At 44.6% G+C, this 15,554-nt stretch carries 15 protein-coding genes and 1 riboswitch; of the genes, 3 read left to right on the top strand and 12 right to left on the bottom strand.

The window, feature by feature from the left end; all coding sequences use genetic code 11:
- Window positions 1-36 precede the first annotated feature (36 nt).
- From JSY36_RS17455 to JSY36_RS17430, 6 genes are all read right to left on the bottom strand, one after another.
- The gene (locus JSY36_RS17455) at window positions 37-1,272 is read right to left on the bottom strand and encodes an NCS2 family permease (RefSeq protein WP_122898408.1); all 1,236 of its coding nucleotides are present in this window, start codon (window positions 1,270-1,272) and stop codon (window positions 37-39) included.
- A 487-nt stretch (window positions 1,273-1,759) separates the two neighbouring features.
- Complete coding sequence (locus tag JSY36_RS17450; RefSeq protein ID WP_205167339.1) at window positions 1,760-2,353, bottom strand: hypothetical protein; 594 nt, start codon at window positions 2,351-2,353, stop codon at window positions 1,760-1,762.
- A 216-nt stretch (window positions 2,354-2,569) separates the two neighbouring features.
- On the bottom strand, window positions 2,570-3,382 hold the full coding sequence (gene phnE, locus JSY36_RS17445; RefSeq protein ID WP_122896006.1) for a phosphonate ABC transporter, permease protein PhnE: 813 nt from the start codon (window positions 3,380-3,382) through the stop codon (window positions 2,570-2,572).
- Window positions 3,382-4,206: a phosphonate ABC transporter, permease protein PhnE gene (gene phnE / locus JSY36_RS17440; RefSeq protein WP_122896005.1), complete on the bottom strand. Its 825-nt coding sequence runs from the start codon at window positions 4,204-4,206 to the stop codon at window positions 3,382-3,384. Before phnE (JSY36_RS17440) ends, phnE (JSY36_RS17445) begins: the two co-directional genes overlap by 1 nt.
- The gene (gene phnC / locus JSY36_RS17435; protein WP_122896004.1) at window positions 4,190-4,975 is read right to left on the bottom strand and encodes a phosphonate ABC transporter ATP-binding protein; all 786 of its coding nucleotides are present in this window, start codon (window positions 4,973-4,975) and stop codon (window positions 4,190-4,192) included. Before phnC ends, phnE (JSY36_RS17440) begins: the two co-directional genes overlap by 17 nt.
- Window positions 4,976-5,310: 335 nt before the next feature.
- Window positions 5,311-6,258, bottom strand: coding sequence for a phosphate/phosphite/phosphonate ABC transporter substrate-binding protein (locus JSY36_RS17430; RefSeq protein WP_272873322.1), 948 nt, complete (start codon window positions 6,256-6,258; stop codon window positions 5,311-5,313).
- A 167-nt stretch (window positions 6,259-6,425) separates the two neighbouring features.
- Window positions 6,426-6,527, bottom strand: a riboswitch (purine riboswitch).
- 167 nt (window positions 6,528-6,694) lie between these two features.
- On the opposite strand from JSY36_RS17430, the gene JSY36_RS17425 reads away from it, so the two are divergent.
- Window positions 6,695-7,348, top strand: coding sequence for an SDR family oxidoreductase (locus tag JSY36_RS17425; RefSeq protein WP_236785100.1), 654 nt, complete (start codon window positions 6,695-6,697; stop codon window positions 7,346-7,348).
- Window positions 7,349-7,495: 147 nt separating this feature from the next.
- Complete coding sequence (locus JSY36_RS17420) at window positions 7,496-7,738, top strand: hypothetical protein (RefSeq protein WP_205167337.1); 243 nt, start codon at window positions 7,496-7,498, stop codon at window positions 7,736-7,738.
- A gap of 78 nt (window positions 7,739-7,816) precedes the next feature.
- On the opposite strand, the gene JSY36_RS17415 is transcribed toward JSY36_RS17420, so the two are convergent.
- The 3 genes from JSY36_RS17415 to yhbH form a co-directional block, all read right to left on the bottom strand.
- Window positions 7,817-8,356: a TIGR00730 family Rossman fold protein gene (locus JSY36_RS17415; protein WP_205167336.1), complete on the bottom strand. Its 540-nt coding sequence runs from the start codon at window positions 8,354-8,356 to the stop codon at window positions 7,817-7,819.
- Between the two features lie 125 nt (window positions 8,357-8,481).
- Window positions 8,482-8,850 carry a DUF2188 domain-containing protein gene (locus JSY36_RS17410; protein WP_205167335.1) on the bottom strand — a complete coding sequence of 123 codons (369 nt, stop codon included), beginning with the start codon at window positions 8,848-8,850 and terminating at the stop codon, window positions 8,482-8,484.
- 101 nt (window positions 8,851-8,951) lie between these two features.
- Entirely contained in the window at window positions 8,952-10,118 is a 1,167-nt protein-coding gene (gene yhbH / locus JSY36_RS17405; RefSeq protein ID WP_122895999.1) for a sporulation protein YhbH, read from the bottom strand.
- 466 nt (window positions 10,119-10,584) lie between these two features.
- Between yhbH and JSY36_RS17400 the strand changes: the two genes are divergently transcribed.
- Window positions 10,585-12,084, top strand: a complete 1,500-nt coding sequence (locus JSY36_RS17400) for a glycine betaine uptake BCCT transporter (protein WP_205167334.1) — start codon at window positions 10,585-10,587, stop codon at window positions 12,082-12,084.
- A gap of 78 nt (window positions 12,085-12,162) precedes the next feature.
- Here JSY36_RS17400 and JSY36_RS17395 read toward each other — a convergent pair whose 3' ends face one another.
- From JSY36_RS17395 to JSY36_RS17385, 3 genes are all read right to left on the bottom strand, one after another.
- Complete coding sequence (locus JSY36_RS17395) at window positions 12,163-12,513, bottom strand: CHY zinc finger protein (protein WP_205167333.1); 351 nt, start codon at window positions 12,511-12,513, stop codon at window positions 12,163-12,165.
- Between the two features lie 116 nt (window positions 12,514-12,629).
- A complete protein-coding gene (lepB, locus tag JSY36_RS17390) occupies window positions 12,630-13,229 on the bottom strand; it encodes a signal peptidase I (RefSeq protein WP_272873321.1) in 600 nt (199 codons plus the stop codon).
- A 415-nt stretch (window positions 13,230-13,644) separates the two neighbouring features.
- A complete protein-coding gene (locus JSY36_RS17385; protein ID WP_205167332.1) occupies window positions 13,645-15,540 on the bottom strand; it encodes a PrkA family serine protein kinase in 1,896 nt (631 codons plus the stop codon).
- Window positions 15,541-15,554 lie beyond the last annotated feature (14 nt).

The raw sequence follows: 15,554 nt of genomic DNA, 5'->3' as shown, positions 1-15,554 counted from the left end.
AGACCCTCTGCACGTAAAATCGCAGAGGGCCGTGTTTTACCCGCCGTTCCAGACCTGAAGAACAAAGTTCAGGAAAAAGAGGGCAGATATAATTACTAATGGTGCGGACAGCTCTTTGTGCTTTCCGAGAAGAATCTTGAGTAACGGATAGGCAACAAAGCCAAATGCAATGCCGTCAGCAATACTGTATGTGAGTGGAATCAGAACGATCACGAGGAAGGCGGGAAAGCCTTCTGAGAAGTCGTTCAGGTTGATCTTTTGTATGTTCTGCATCATGAGTCCACCGATAATGATGAGGACCGGTGCAATGGCACTGGGCGGAATCATCGTAATAAACGGGATAAAGAACAGTGATGCGAGGAACATAAAGCCTGTTGTAATCGTTGTAAGACCTGTCCGGCCTCCAGCTGCAATTCCTGCTGCGCTTTCTACCGTGGCTACTGTGGGGCTTGTTCCAAGGAAGCCGCAAGACAATACGGAAACAGCATTTGCCTGGAGGGTCCGTTTATATTTTTCGGGTGATCCGACCATGTTTAAGTGGCCGTGGATCAGTCCGATGTTTTCAAACACGATAACCATTACCAGCGAGAACGTGGCAGCCATAAACGCCACTGTCAGCCAGCTTGAAAAAGAGAATCCGAAGAAAACTTCTCCATACGGCGCGAGTGACATGGAGGCGGTCTGACCTGTGCCGATTACACCTAGAAAGTAGGCAAGAGCTGTACCAAACAGAATACTGATCAAAAAGTTCCCGGGTACCTGCCGGATAAAGAGCGTAACGGCTACAAGCAGGGTGACGATCGTGACAATCACGTGAGCGTCGGATATGTTTCCGAGGGTCACAAAGGTCGAATCGTCGGCAATAACGAGCCCGCCTTGCTGAAGGCCGATAAATGTAAGAAAGATTCCTATCCCTACCGCAATGGCTTCCTTTAATGAAGAAGGTATGGATTCCGTGATAACCGGTGCAAGTTTTGTAAAGGCGATTATACAAAAGATGACGCCCGACAGTACAACTACAGCCAATGCTTCCTGCCACATGAGCCCCATGGAATGGACGAATGTGTACACAAACATGGCATTGATTCCCATACCGGGAACGAGCAGAATTGGGGCATTGGCCCAAAAGCCCATGATCATGCTGCCCAGGAAAGATACGAATACCGTTGCTATGATCCCGGCAACAAGCGGGATTCCTGCGTCGGATAAAATGGCTGCATTTACGATAACGATGTAGACGATCGTAAAGAAGGCAACCATGCCTGCCATCATTTCCTGTTTCACTGTTGAGTTGTGCTGATCGATCTGAAACCAGTTATTGAGTCTCTGGTTCAATGTATCTTCTCCTTTGCTGATAGCCCCTCGCCCGACCTCTCAGCAACGGATGCTGAGATGGTTCAAAAAACACGAACCAGTTTTTGATTATATCATGAGTGTGGTTTTTCTGCTTTAGTTTTTTGTTTTGGTATTTTGTTCTTCGGGGTTCTTCGCCCACAATAAGGATTAATACGCCCAATAGCATTATTGATTTTACACTTAGCACCTTGGATTTAACGTTTAGCACACTCATTTATACACTTAGAACCCTCGATTTTACGCTTAGCATCTTGGATTTTACACTTAGCGCCCCCGTTTTTACGGTTAGCACCGTTTTGACCATCCACGCCCTCGATGCTCCGGTGATTAACTCCCCCGCAGTGAATATGATTTTATTTGCCGTCAATCTCCATTTTTCGCCCGAAACAAAAAAAGCCGCCCGTTAAGGCAGCGTATTACTTTTTCCGACTGTGATGATTAACCCGGTGGTGACCAGTTGCTGTACTTCTTCACCGTCCATCTGTACATAAAAGTCAGAGTTTAATTCAATTTCGTATTCCCCGGCCGGGAATGTGTCACTTTCTTCAAAACTGCGGATGAACTCGTTGTTACGTTCTGCTTCGTCAAACAGATCCACACCTGCTTTCACAAAGCTCTCCTCATACCAGTGATCTCTTTTCAGCTCTGTTTCCCGGGTGATGGCTTCCATTGTTAAAGGAATGTCAACGCCTCTCGTCATTTCCTGAATCCGGTATTGAAAGGGGGAGCTTTTATGAGACAAGGTGACCCGGTCTTTTTCTCCGATATATTTAAGCTTGGCTGTAAGTTTCACTTCTTCGTCTGAATAATAAATTGGCTTTTCCGAAACAAGGCGCAGCAGAAAATCCCCTGATTGTGTTTCAGCTACGAGCGGTTTAGCTGCCTCTGCACTTTCAGGCGCTGCCTTATCCGTACATCCTGCTGTCAAAACCATTGCCGCAGCTAAGACTGCTCCAAGCCATACGGCCCTGAATGTGATCTGTTGTAATTCAGGCATCACCGTCGCCCCTTCCCCTTTTTATCTTTTTTCTATCTATACCCTGTTTTGTCCCGTTTGAGACCGGTGATTGACATTATAGCGGAAATACAGGCTCTCGAACAGGTGAAAAAAGTCCGGTGGCTTTTCACCTGAAAATGGAATAAAAAGTACCGCCGCATCGTTATATGCAGCGGTACTTTTTATGATAAGGGCTGTGTTTAGAACACCGCCGGATTAAACAATTCGTTTTCTTAAGTAGGAACTGAAATAGTCGATAACGGTAACGACCAGGATGATGATCAATAAAGCCATCCCTACTTCGTCCCAGTTTCGATTCATTGTTGAGATCTGAATCATCATACCAATACCACCGGCCCCGATAAGACCTAGAATTGTGGATGAACGCACGTCAATTTCATAACGGTAAATGGCGTAGGACAGAAACTCTGGAATAACCTGCGGAATGATTCCGTAGAAAAGAATCTGCGCCTTATTAGCCCCGTTCGCTTCCAATGATTCGACCACATGCATGTCGATGGATTCAATAACTTCAGAATACAGTTTACCAAGCATCCCGATAGACCCGACAGCGATCGCCAGAACCCCGGCAAACGCCGATGGACCGATTGCGGCTACGAAAATTAACGCGAGCATAATTTCAGGGAAAGCACGGATGCCGTCAAGTGACCACTTCGCTGCCGTATTGATGAGGCGGCTGTCGATCATGTTTTTCGCGGCGAAGAAGCCAAAAGGTACCGCCAGCAGTGCTGCCATCAATGTTCCTGTATAGGCCATGGCCAGCGTTTCACCCATGAGTCTTAATGCGTCAGGCGCTACTGCCCATTCAGGTGAAAAGAGCTGGGGAATAACCCGGCCCATATTGTTTAACGTTCGTTCGCTGAAAATCTGGGACCAGTTAATGCCGATGTCTGAGAATGTCCAGACGTACATGGCAATTAGAAGAACAGCAATAATCCAATTACGAACGACTTTTTTTGTTGATCGCTTCTTTTTCGGAGGCAGAACAAGCGTCTGTGATTGTGCCATTACATGATCTCCTCCCTAATCTTACCGCTGATGTATTCGATGATAACAACGGCTACGAAAATAATGATAATGATCATCATCGCTCTTCCGTACTGGAAAAAGCTGATCGAACGCTGAAGCAGCTGACCGATCCCTCCTGCTCCTACGAAACCAAGTACGAGAGAGGCACGGACATTAATTTCAAAGACGTAAAGCGTGAACGATGTATACTGCGGCAGGATTTGCGGCATGACACCGTAAACAATCACCTGCAGGGTATTACCACCTGAAGCCCGGATGGCTTCGAGAGGGTTTTTATCAATCGCTTCAATCGTTTCAGCCAGCAGTTTGGCCAGAATTCCGAGAGAGAAAATGATCAAAGCCATGATTCCAGAGAAAGCGCCGATTCCAAAAATACCAACAAAGATAACTGCGAGTAACAGGTCAGGAATCGTACGGAGAATGTTCATAATCTGTTTTGTAATATTATAAACGTAGTTATTAGGTGCAATATTGGATGATGCCATTAAACTGATTGGGATACAGAGAATTGCTGCAACCGTGGTTGCGATAATAGCCATTTGAATCGTCTCGGACAGACGTCCCCACGTTTCTGTTGCATACCCCCAGTTGGGCGGGAAAAGCTCGAGTACCATTCTCCAGACGTCCGGCAACCCATACCATAAATCAATCAGGCTTGAGCCTGTCTGCCAGGAGGTGAACATGTATACGAGAACAACGACGACGAATACGAAGGTAAGCTTCCATTTTGCCTGCTGGGCACGTAGGCCAGGCGGGTTGCCATGGTCAACTGTCCCTTGCTGCGGATTAGGAGTTCCCTTCATCGTCTTCTCCCCCTACCATGTCTTCTTCACGAATTTTACGTCCGTATATTTCCTCGAACGTGCTTTCGTTCACAGTGCTGGCCGGGCCGTCGAATACTACTTCACCGGCTCTCATACCGATAATACGGTCCGCATATTCCATGGCCATATCAATGAAGTGAAGGTTAACGATGGTTGTTATGTTATCTTCTTTATTTACTTTTCTTAAGTATGTCATCACCTGGTGTGATGTAGGCGGGTCAAGACTTGCTACCGGCTCATCAGCAAGAATAACTTTTGGCTGCTGTGTCAGTACCCGGGCAATACTTACTCGTTGCTGCTGTCCACCACTCAGTTGATCGGCGCGTGAATGAACCTTGTCGGAGATATTAACACGCTGTAAGCTCTGGTAAGCAAGAGACATATCTTCCTTGCTGTAAAGGTTCAAAATACTTTTAAGCGTTCCGGTGTGACCAAGACGTCCGGCAATGACGTTTTTCATTACAGTTGAACGCTTTACCAGATTGTAGTTTTGGAAAATCATACCCACTTTAGTGCGAAGTTCTCGCAGCTTTCTATTTTTATAAGGAAGAATGTTCTCCTGATCTACTAAAAGCTCACCGCCCGTAGGTGTTACCATACGGTTTACACTTCGAATCAATGTGGATTTACCGGCTCCTGAAAGGCCGACAATAACAACGAATTCGCCTTCTTTAATGTTAAGGTTAATATTTTTCAGCCCTTGTGTTCCGTTCGGATAGACAAGAGAGACGTCTTTAAACTCGATCATTTCTAACTCCCCCAGCAAATGGTAGTCTCGTAAATTTAAGTTCATCTATAGATAGAGAGTGTCTCTTCTATTTTCGTAAAGAAAGAGGCTGGGTCAAAAGTGTTTTAGTCAATGAGAATTCGAACGAATAAAAGCGGCGCTGATAAATCGCTCCTGAAATATACTTCGCTTTCCGCGGGAAGCGGGTGAGCCTCCTCGTGCTGCGCACTGTGGGGTCTCACCTTTGCTTTTCATCCCGCAGGAGTCTGCGTATATTTCATACGCTAAGTTAGCGCATCGTTCGGATTTTCAGCTAAACTCTTTCTTTATGTCCCGGCCTCTTTTATTTTCAAGCCTTAGTTAAGTGGATCCACTTCGTCTGAGAAGTTATCGTATGCTTCACGAACGATATCGTACTCACTGTCTTCAGCTTCGGCAATTCCGTCCCAACGGTACACTTCGTTCATGATCTCAATCATGTCCTCATCGTCGTTGAAAGAAAGGAAGGCTTCACGAATCTGGTTAACCATATCTTCGGAAAGCTCGCTGATGACTGAAATGGTGTCGTTTGGAATCGGTTCAGTAAAGTCAAGTTGAATAAGACCATTTTCCTCATCATAAACTTCTGGATAGTCACCTTCGATTACTTCACGTGCATCTTCAAAAGTTGTGGCAACATCTGCCCCACCTTCAAGTACAGTGATCAGGGCGTTGTCATGAGAACCTGTTTCAACCATGTCACCGAAGAACTCGTCTTCCGTCATACCAAAGTCGTTACGGATCTGCGTAGCCGGGAACAAGAATCCGCTTGTAGAAGCAGAGTCAGCAAATGCCCATACTTTACCTTCAAGATCTTCTAAAGACTCAATTCCGCTGTCAGCACGGACCGAGTATTGAGCACGGTAGCTGTCGTCTCCTGCACGAAGTGATTTAAGGATAACTTCGATATCGTGACGCTCATTGGCAAGTACGTAACCAAATGCCGGAATAAATCCGATTTGAACCTGTCCACTACCCATTGCTTCAACCAAAGCGGAATAGTTTGTCATTACGCGACCGTCAACTTCGATACCTAGTTCTTCAGAAAGGCGCTCTGTTAAAGGTTCAACAGTGGATGCAATCTGATCAGAGTCTGTAGAAGGAACAAAGCCCATTACAAGCTCGTCAAATTCCTGTTCCTGTACATCGTCCCCGGAATCACCCTCTGCATCTCCGTTAGTACCTTCTTCGTCATCGGCTCCACATGCAGCCATAACCCCTAAACTTAACACTAATGCTGATGATAAAAATGCTTTCTTAAACAACCTGACCCCTCCTCTTTTTAATAACCCGATTGATGAGCACCACGTCGAAACAGTTTGAATTTTTTTATTTTTGCAAATTCGACTGTCGTAAAAAAGACTCCAAGGGCAGAATTGTCCCTGGAGTCAGAAGAGAATCGAATGGTATCAAGAGCCTTTTTCACAGGTCCGATACACACTCAATCCCTCGTAGACCAGCCATTTACGGTGACTATGTAGAGACTTAAGGGCCCTATCCCCTTAATTATACGACGGGTTGGTGTTCATCAATAGTTGTCGCTTCAAATTATTCACGATTAGACATAATAAGTCAATATTTTTTTAAAAATTACATAATTGCTATATTATTCGACAGATTTTACCCGCTTCCCGGAAACGTTTAGGGACTGAATGGAAGGGGAACATTTTATTTGTAGATAAAAACAGACCGAGGAGTGTGATGGTTGTGAACGTGTTAGTCATTGGAGCAAACGGCAACATTGGTAAACATATCGTAAAAATGCTTGGTCTGAGCACCGAGCATCACGTAAAAGCGATGATAAGGAAAGAGGAACAGAAAGAGACAATGGAGGATCTCGGAGCTGATGAAATTGTTCTTGCAGATCTGGAGGATGACTTCTCTCATGCCTATGAAGGCGTGGACGCTGTTATCTTCACTGCCGGTTCAGGAGGACATACGTCCAAGGAACAGACTGAAGTTATTGACCGGAACGGAGCAATAAAATCCATTGAAGAAGCAGAAAAGCATGGAATTGCACGTTATGTGATGGTAAGTGCCATGGGAGCCGGCAAGCCTGATGAAACCCCGGACAACATCCGGCATTACATGAAAGCAAAAGGAGCAGCTGATGAAGCGCTTGAAAAAAGCAGACTGAATTATACAATCCTGAGACCCGGACCGCTCACTGACGCTTCAGGTAAGGGAACGATTCGTGCAGCGAAAAGTCTGTCCGATAAAAACGGGGACATCCCTCGTGAAGATGTAGCCTCGGTTGCAGTCAATTCGTTAACCATTGAGGAAACAAATCATCAGGCATTCGAACTTCTTTCAGGGGATACAAGCATAGGAGCAGCATTGAAAGAGATTCATTAATCCGGACAGGCTGTCCCAAAGGGCTTTACCTTTTGGGACAGCTTTTTCTTTTCGTTGAGTGCGGGCGACAGTTTCTCCCATTGCCATTTTCTATCTGAAATCGTATAATTTCACTAAGAGCGTTTACACAGAAGGGTGGGAAGAGGCTTGTTTAAATTCAAGAATGTAACCAAAGAAGAAAAAATTGAACAAATCATTGTAGTCGTCATTTTCCTTCTTTCCATTGGTACAGGCGTGTTTGTTGGCGGGAACGAAGAATGGTTCCGTAATGCCCACTTCTCAGCGGGATACATGGCCGGATCACTCGTAACATGCGTTGTATTATTCAGTATCTATCAGCTTGTGAATGTTGTGATGGGATTTTCCAAGAAAAATGCACAGACACATTAACTGCCCAAGGCTTCTCAGAAGCCAGGCAGTTTTTTTATTTTCCCTTTACTATAGTAATGTGAAAAACAGCTGCAACCCCTATTCCGGAAAAATAATATCCAAAAGAGCGCTCGGATCCTCTTCTATGATCATCCCTTCTCTCGTTTTCTCATCCACAAATCCCTGTTCTTTCATATGATCAAAAAAAGAAATAAGAGGTTTGTAATAGCCGTTTACATTTAACAGACCACTTTTTCCCGTATGCTGGCCGAGGTATCCAAGAGTAAGCATTTCAAAATACTCTTCCATTGTCCCGATTCCTCCAGGGAGGGAAATAAACCCGTCAGATAATTTTGCAATCAACTGCTTTCGTTCACTCATCGTTTCCACCATATGAAGTTCTGTCAGCTTTTTATGAGCGATTTCCCTGTCCCCTAAAAAGTGAGGAAGAACACCTGTTGCCTGCCCACCGTTTTCCAGCACTGCATCAGCCACGGTGGCCATAATACCGACACTTGCTCCGCCATAGACAAGCTCAATGTCCCTTTCAGCCATTTCCTCACCCAGCTTTTTTGCTGCTTTTATGTACTCTGGGTGGTTCCCTGCTCTTGATCCGCAAAACACTGCACATTTTTTCACAATAACTTTCCTCCCTCTGCTTACTTTTTCGCTTACTGATCCTTAACGGTTGTACACACTCCTTTCAGTTTAACGATTGTCGCACAAAAAAGACAACCGGCAGTGTCCGGCTGTCTTTATCACAGTTACTCATTGGCTTTTTTCGTTTCCTGAACACTTCCATCCTGGCGGTGAATAATGATTCGGGCATTTTGGGAGTCGATAAGCTCGTCTGCCCGGTGGAGGGCGTCCTGCTTTCGATCATAACGGTTAACAGCCCGGTCTGCTCCTTCTTTTTTCACTTCCCATCCATCGTTTCCTTCAACAGGAGAAACGTGATACGTTACATCGCTTTTCTGCCCCACCTTTTTTGCTTCATCGATGGCAATAGGAATAGCTCGTCCCTCTTCATAACCATCTTCCAGCAGAGAGTTGGCAATTTCAATTGCTTTTTCGCGGATGGGGTCGTCAAGATTTTTCATCGAATCAGGGTAATCGTTTTTCGTCCAAGGCATGTTCTTCTCTCCTTTTTCGTATGTGTTATTTATATCTTTTACCCGGATTCGTTCTAAAAAAACGTCCCCGGACTTGTTCTGAAGTCCGGGGACGCAGCCTGTTAACGAGTCATCGCTTCTTCGTCTTTTCTAAAGAACCATTTGAGTGACTGGTACACATCGCCTTTTTCCCGCAGGATGAAATGTCTGAACCTTTCATCCTGAATGTTTTTATACGCACTCATTAATGTTGACGGGCGGTTATACTGATTCACTTCCCCGTATCCGAACATGCTTGAGAACTCCATCAGTTCTTTAACGAGCTTCAGACACCGCTGGTTATCTGAAGTGAGATTGTCTCCGTCGGAAAAGTGGAAAGGATAAATATTGTAGCGTTCAGGCGAATACTTGGCATCCACCAGCTCAAGGGCTTTACGGTAGGCAGAGGAACAGATGGTCCCGCCGCTTTCCCCTTTCATAAAGAAATCATCTTCAGTTACAACCTTTGCTTCGGTGTGGTGGGCAATAAACTCAATATCTACTGTTTCATATTTTGTCCTGAGGAATCTGGTCATCCAGAAGAAAAAGCTCCTCGCCATGTACTTTTCCCAGCGCCCCATACTGCCACTCGTGTCCATCATGGCAAGAACAACCGCTTTGGATTCCGGCTTTACTTTTTCGTTCCACGTCTTAAAGCGCAGATCATCGTTATAAATAGGCATGATTCCTTTTTTCCCTGCCATGGCATTCCGCTTGATCGCCTGTATGATCGTTCTGCGCTTATCAATATTGCCCATGAGTCCTTTTTTACGAATATCATTAAAATCAATGTCTTCTACAACAATGTTGTCCTCTTCCTTTTGCTGCAGGTTCGGCAGCTCCAGCTCTTTAAAGAGCATTTCTTCAAGTTCTGAAATAGCCACTTCGGCTTCATAATAATCTTCTCCCGGTTGATCACCGGCTCCCTCTCCCTGTCCTGCACCAGGCTGTGGAGCACCGTCTCTAGCTACAACATCACCAACTTCACTGTCTCCGTCACCTTGGCCCACATGTTTGTTCTTATCATAGTTATAGCGGATCTTATATTCATCCAGAGAGCGAATAGGTATTTTAATGACATCCCGGCCATTTGACATAACAATGTTCTCTTCACTCACCAGGTCAGGCAGATTCTTATTTATGGCTTCCTGCACTTTTTCCTGGTGGCGTTGCTGATCCTGGTAGCCTTTACGGTGGAGGGACCAATTATCCTGAGAGACAACATAATTTTTTCCAACGTTATTTTTCATTGTCTTACTCCCTCCTTCAATAATTAACACACGGTTTTACGTTTAAATGAATATCGTCACTTCACGTAACGTTTGGTCATTTACAAAATGTTTTTCGGACAGGCACATTTTTTTCAGTCGTACATACATTATAAGTGACGAAATCAGGCCAGCTGTCATCGTCAGGTCTGCGGGCTATCCATTTTGAATAGCTTACTCTATCCTATGCAGACAGCTCGGTTAGTTGACAAAAAAATCTGATAAATATACAAGTCCTTACATCACTTTGCAGTCATAAAACGGACAAGCTTTTCTTATTCGTTAAGATAATCGACAATTATTGTAAGTCTCCTCTTCCTTTATCAGGATAGGAGGCCTTTTTTTAGTGTATATACGGTGAATATCATAGTATTTTTAAAAAAGAACATGATTTTGTCGAGAAATAGGGAATATAGTAAAACAATCTTAGCAAGGAGGAGAAAATCAAATGAAAAAAGTAACGACTGTATTTTGGGGCGCACTTATTATTCTACTTTTCATTGTAGCTTTTGGTGTAGCAACTCCAGGGGGGCTGGAGGATGCGACAGCAAACCTTCAAGGAATTATTACAGACACATTAGGATGGTATTATCTAGTTATTGTATCTGTGTTTGTGCTTGTATGTTTATTTTTTGCAGTAAGCCCGTACGGGAAAATTAAACTGGGGAAGCCGGATGATACACCGGACTATAATTATGCCACGTGGTTTGCCATGCTGTTCAGTGCAGGAATGGGGATCGGCCTTGTTTTCTGGGGTGCTGCAGAGCCGATTTCACACTCGATGATTGACTCTCCTACAACAGAGCCCGGAACCGACCAGGCCATTCTTGATGCCATGCGTTTTACTTACTTTCACTGGGGTGTACATGCCTGGGGAATTTACGCTGTCGTTGCCCTCGTTCTCGCTTATTTCAAGTTCCGGAGAGGTGCACCTGGTCTCATCAGCAGCACGCTGGAACCTTTACTGGGGAAATATGCCCGAGGAACTGCAGGTAATGTGGTCGACATCATCGCCGTTACCGCAACGGTCATTGGAGTTGCCAGTACACTCGGCTTTGGCGCTGTCCAAATAAACGGCGGACTTAATTATTTACTAGGTGTAGGCAACAGTTTCGGTGTTCAGTTTGCCATCATTGCCATAGTTACGGTTCTGTTTATGATCTCTGCTTACACCGGATTAAATAAAGGAATTAAGTATTTGAGTAATGTGAATATGATCCTGGCCATTCTTCTCTTTCTGTTTATGCTCATCGTCGGTCCGACGATTTATTCTTTGAACCTGTTTACGAATACAATCGGGACCTATCTTCAGACACTTCCGAGTATGAGTTTCAGGATCAGTCCGCTTAACGAAGAAGGACGTGAGTGGATTAATGGATGGACCATTTTCTTCTGGGCATGGTGGATTGCCTGGGCACCGTTCGTGGGCTCTTTTATTGCCCGGGTATCAAAGGGGCGTACATTAAGGGAGTTTGTACTGGGGGTTCTGTTTGTTCCCTGCCTTGTCGGTTTTCTGTGGTTCTCCGTTTTCGGCGGTACAGCTATTTCTCTTGAAACCAGTGGAGTCGCGATGATTTCTGAGCTCGCGACGGAAGAAGCTTTATTCGGTGTATTTGCCAACTTCCCGTTAGGACTGATTATGTCTTATGCAGCCATTACGCTTATCGGTACCTTTTTTATTACATCGGCTGATTCCGGAACATTTATTTTGGGTATGCAGACAACTGGCGGACATCTGAATCCACCCAAGATGATCAAGCTTGTCTGGGGGATTATGCTCTCCGCGACTGCATTAATCCTGTTATATACAGGAGGGTTGCAGGCACTGGAAAATGCCTTGATCATTGCCGCACTTCCATTCTCAATTATTATGATTATGATGGTTCTTTCGTTATTTAAAGCCCTAAGACAGGAGAAAAAGTCAGATCAGGCTGGGAAAAGGGCGTAATTTTTTACTGGCAAGGTGCCTCTTTTACGAGAGGCATCTTTTTATTATTCCATATAGCCTAATGGGTTAAGGTGTACTTTATTTTGTTTGCTTTTCATCCATTTTAAAATAAAGATGATAGTGGTTTGCGCACCCCGGATTAAAGGCAGCACGGCAATTCGGACATCGTGATCCGCTGTTTAAGTAGGTGCTGATTGTCAGTTCTGTCCTGCATGAACCGCAGAGAATGGCTTTTACGGTATCGAATTCATCTCTTGTCCACCTTTCAACCGCGTGGTCACTGAGTTCCTCGTGGCAGGTAATGCATGCGTAGTATGTATTGCAGCATTTAAACTTGATGGCAATCCGGTCGCTTTCCGAATGAAAGTGGGAGCAGCGGGTTTCTTCGTCTGTTTCTTTTCCCAGAACAACTGTGCTGTAATTTTTCATAAACCATCCCTCCTTATACTCAGGTTAAGTATAGCAAAAAAGAGGTGTCCCTTTGGCGGGGCACCTCTTCGTCGTTATGATGGCAGACATCCAACCACTCGTACTGGGGTCTGTGGTTAAAATATTCTTAACGCCTGAATCGGCCAGTAAGCCATGTTGGCTCGTCCGACAATCTGCTCCATCGGTATAAAACCGATCTGACGGCTGTCTATACTATTCTGGCGGTTATCACCGAGTACAAAAATGTGGCCTTCTGGAACCGTAAGTTCCCCTGTAATGTCTTCAAGAGTGAAATCATCTGTCAGAAAACCGCTGGCCTGCTCTTCCCTGAACTGATTCAGGAATTCTTCGTCATGAGGGTCATCGTTAATATAAAGTGTATCCTCTTCATATCTGATTTTATCTCCAGGTAAACCAATGACCCGTTTAATATAATCTGTGTCTTCAGTAGCGTGAAAGATAATTAAGTCAAACCGGTTTGGCTGGCTGATTTCGTAACCAATTTTATTTACAATAATCCGTTCTCCGTCGTTAATAGTAGGCATCATAGACTGACCGTAGACAACATAGTTGGTAAACATAAATCCACGTATCATTACTGCAATAATAAACACGATCATAAACGTTTTCGTCCAGCTCCAGAGTTCCAGCTTCCAGTTCTTCTTTTTAAAAGGATCTTTCATAACTCTGCGACTGCGGACACCTTCTGTTTTCATCCGTCGTTCTCCTCCATTTATTTGATTGAATCAAGGACTTTTATACTCTATTAATTGCCACGGTTGAATTTTTTCAAACTAGTATTAAGTAATAATAATAATTGTTAATGAAATGAAACATAAAATCCTGAAAATGACAGATATAACAGGAGAATTAAGGTTTTATGGAGGGTCAAAATGATGTCAGCATAACCATAATTGATAATAATTAAACACAGTTGATAATATTTTGCAGGAATTTCAGGTTATGTATGAGGAAAGTATGAATAAAAAAGGGGGATAGAAGATGGACTCCTATATCCCCTTTATTCCCCGATCTTCAAATAAAAAACCACGACTTACAACATTCAGACCTATCTGTCAACCCCAAAACAAAAAAGTTCGGGGGACAGACCCCCGAACTTTCCCGGTATTTTTAGCGGTTTAAGAGGCTTCCGACGTAGCGGAGCAACTCGTTGGCCGATGTTGAGTTGTAGCCGTGATCCTCGATAAGTCTGGCGATGACTTCGTTGACTTTCTTAAGCTGATTTTCGTCCGGCGTTTTCGTCGATGTGGTGATTTTGACCACATCTTTAAGGTCCGCGAACAGCTTTTTCTGGATCGCTTCTCTGAGCCTTTCGTGAGACTGGTAGTCAAACTTCTTCCCTTTGCGGGCATAGGCGGAGATGCGAATCAGGATTTCTTCACGGAATGCTTTTTTCGCATTCTCGGAAATACCGATCTGCTCTTCAATGGAGCGCATAAGCTTCTCGTCCGGATTCATTTCCTCGCCGGTCAGCTGGTCGCGCAGCTTGTTTTTGTTACAGTACGCTTCCACATTGTCGAGGTAGTTATCCATAAGTGTTTTCGCCGACTCTTCATACGAGTAGACAAAAGCTTTCTGTACTTCTTTCTTGGCAATTTCATCGTACTCTTTACGTGCTACAGAAATGTAGTTCAAATAACGCTCCCTGTCCTCTTTCGAGATTGAAGCATGCTGGTCGAGTCCGTCCTTAATGGAACGAAGAACGTCCAAGGCGTTGATGGATGTAAGCTCCTTGCGGATAATAGCAGATGAAATCCGGTTGATCACGTAACGAGGATCAATTCCGTTCATTCCTTCATCCTGATACTCTTTCTTCATCTCTTCTACATCCTGGGTATTGAAGCCCTCTACATTCTGACCATCATACAACTTCATTTTCTTTAGAATGTCCACGCCGTTTTTCTTGGACTCTTTGAGTCTTGTGAGCACCGTAAAGATTGCTGCAATTTTCAGAGCGTGAGGGGCGATGTGAACATTTGAAATATCACTGTCTCTGATCATTTTTTGATAGATCCGCTCTTCTTCACTCACTTTCAGGTTGTACGGGATCGGCATGACGATGATCCGCGAGTGAAGGGCTTCGTTTTTCTTATTTGAAATAAACGACTTATACTCGGCTTCGTTCGTGTGGGCCACGATCATTTCATCAGCTGAAATAAGGGCAAAACGTCCGGCTTTGAAGTTTCCTTCCTGAGTAAGAGATAATAAATGCCATAGGAATTTCTCATCACACTTGAGCATTTCCTGGAACTCCATCAGACCGCGGTTCGCTTTGTTCAACTCACCATCAAACCGGTAGGCACGCGGATCCGATTCGGACCCGTATTCAGCAATCGTTGAGAAGTCAATGCTTCCGGTTAAGTCCGCAATATCCTGTGATTTCGGATCAGACGGACTGAATGTTCCGATGCCGCAGCGTTTATCTTCAGAGAAGACAATGCGTTCGACCATCACGTCTTCAATTCGTCCGCCATACTCCTGCTCCAGGCGCATCAGGTTAAGAGGAGACAGGTTTCCTTCGACCCGTATGCCTGTTTCCTGCTTGAATTCCTCACGCAGGTGATGGGGGATCAAATGAAGAGGGTCTTCATGCATCGGGCAGCCTTTAATTCCATAAACAGCACCGCTGTGGCACTTCGAATACTTTTCAAGACCTCGCTTCAGCATCGTAACAAGGGTTGATTTACCACCACTGACAGGACCCATCAATAAGAGGATCCGTTTACGAACGTCAAGCCTTTTGGCTGCTGAATGAAAATACTCTTCTACCAGTCTCTCAAGTGCATCTTCAAGGCCGTAAATCTGGTTTTCAAAGAAACAATAATGCTTTTTACCATCGACCTCTTCTACGCCCGCATCTTTAATCATGTTATAAATACGGGAGTGTGCAGTCTGTGCCACTTCCGGTCGTTCTCTTAAGATCTCAAGGTACTCCGCGAATGTCCCTTCCCACTTCAGGTTTTCCTCTTCTTCCCGGTACTGCTGAATTTTATTAAGAATGTCCATTTGGGGCCTCCTCC

Source organism: Alteribacter salitolerans (genome assembly GCF_016901055.1).
GTDB lineage: Bacteria > Bacillota > Bacilli > Bacillales > Salisediminibacteriaceae > Alteribacter > Alteribacter keqinensis.
The sequence above is the reverse complement of the archived record's forward strand: the minus strand, read 5'-3'. Positions and strand labels throughout refer to the sequence as shown.

Coding starts and splice junctions, on each gene's coding strand:
- JSY36_RS17455 (WP_122898408.1), bottom strand. CDS start 1,272: ATGATGGCAGGCATGGTTGCCTTCTTTACGATCGTCTACATCGTTATC.
- JSY36_RS17450 (WP_205167339.1), bottom strand. CDS start 2,353: ATGCCTGAATTACAACAGATCACATTCAGGGCCGTATGGCTTGGAGCA.
- phnE (WP_122896006.1), bottom strand. CDS start 3,382: ATGGCACAATCACAGACGCTTGTTCTGCCTCCGAAAAAGAAGCGATCA.
- phnE (WP_122896005.1), bottom strand. CDS start 4,206: ATGAAGGGAACTCCTAATCCGCAGCAAGGGACAGTTGACCATGGCAAC.
- phnC (WP_122896004.1), bottom strand. CDS start 4,975: ATGATCGAGTTTAAAGACGTCTCTCTTGTCTATCCGAACGGAACACAA.
- JSY36_RS17425 (WP_236785100.1), top strand. CDS start 6,695: ATGGTTGTGAACGTGTTAGTCATTGGAGCAAACGGCAACATTGGTAAA.
- JSY36_RS17410 (WP_205167335.1), bottom strand. CDS start 8,850: ATGCCTTGGACGAAAAACGATTACCCTGATTCGATGAAAAATCTTGAC.
- yhbH (WP_122895999.1), bottom strand. CDS start 10,118: ATGAAAAATAACGTTGGAAAAAATTATGTTGTCTCTCAGGATAATTGG.
- JSY36_RS17400 (WP_205167334.1), top strand. CDS start 10,585: ATGAAAAAAGTAACGACTGTATTTTGGGGCGCACTTATTATTCTACTT.
- JSY36_RS17395 (WP_205167333.1), bottom strand. CDS start 12,513: ATGAAAAATTACAGCACAGTTGTTCTGGGAAAAGAAACAGACGAAGAA.
- lepB (WP_272873321.1), bottom strand. CDS start 13,229: ATGAAAACAGAAGGTGTCCGCAGTCGCAGAGTTATGAAAGATCCTTTT.
- JSY36_RS17385 (WP_205167332.1), bottom strand. CDS start 15,540: ATGGACATTCTTAATAAAATTCAGCAGTACCGGGAAGAAGAGGAAAAC.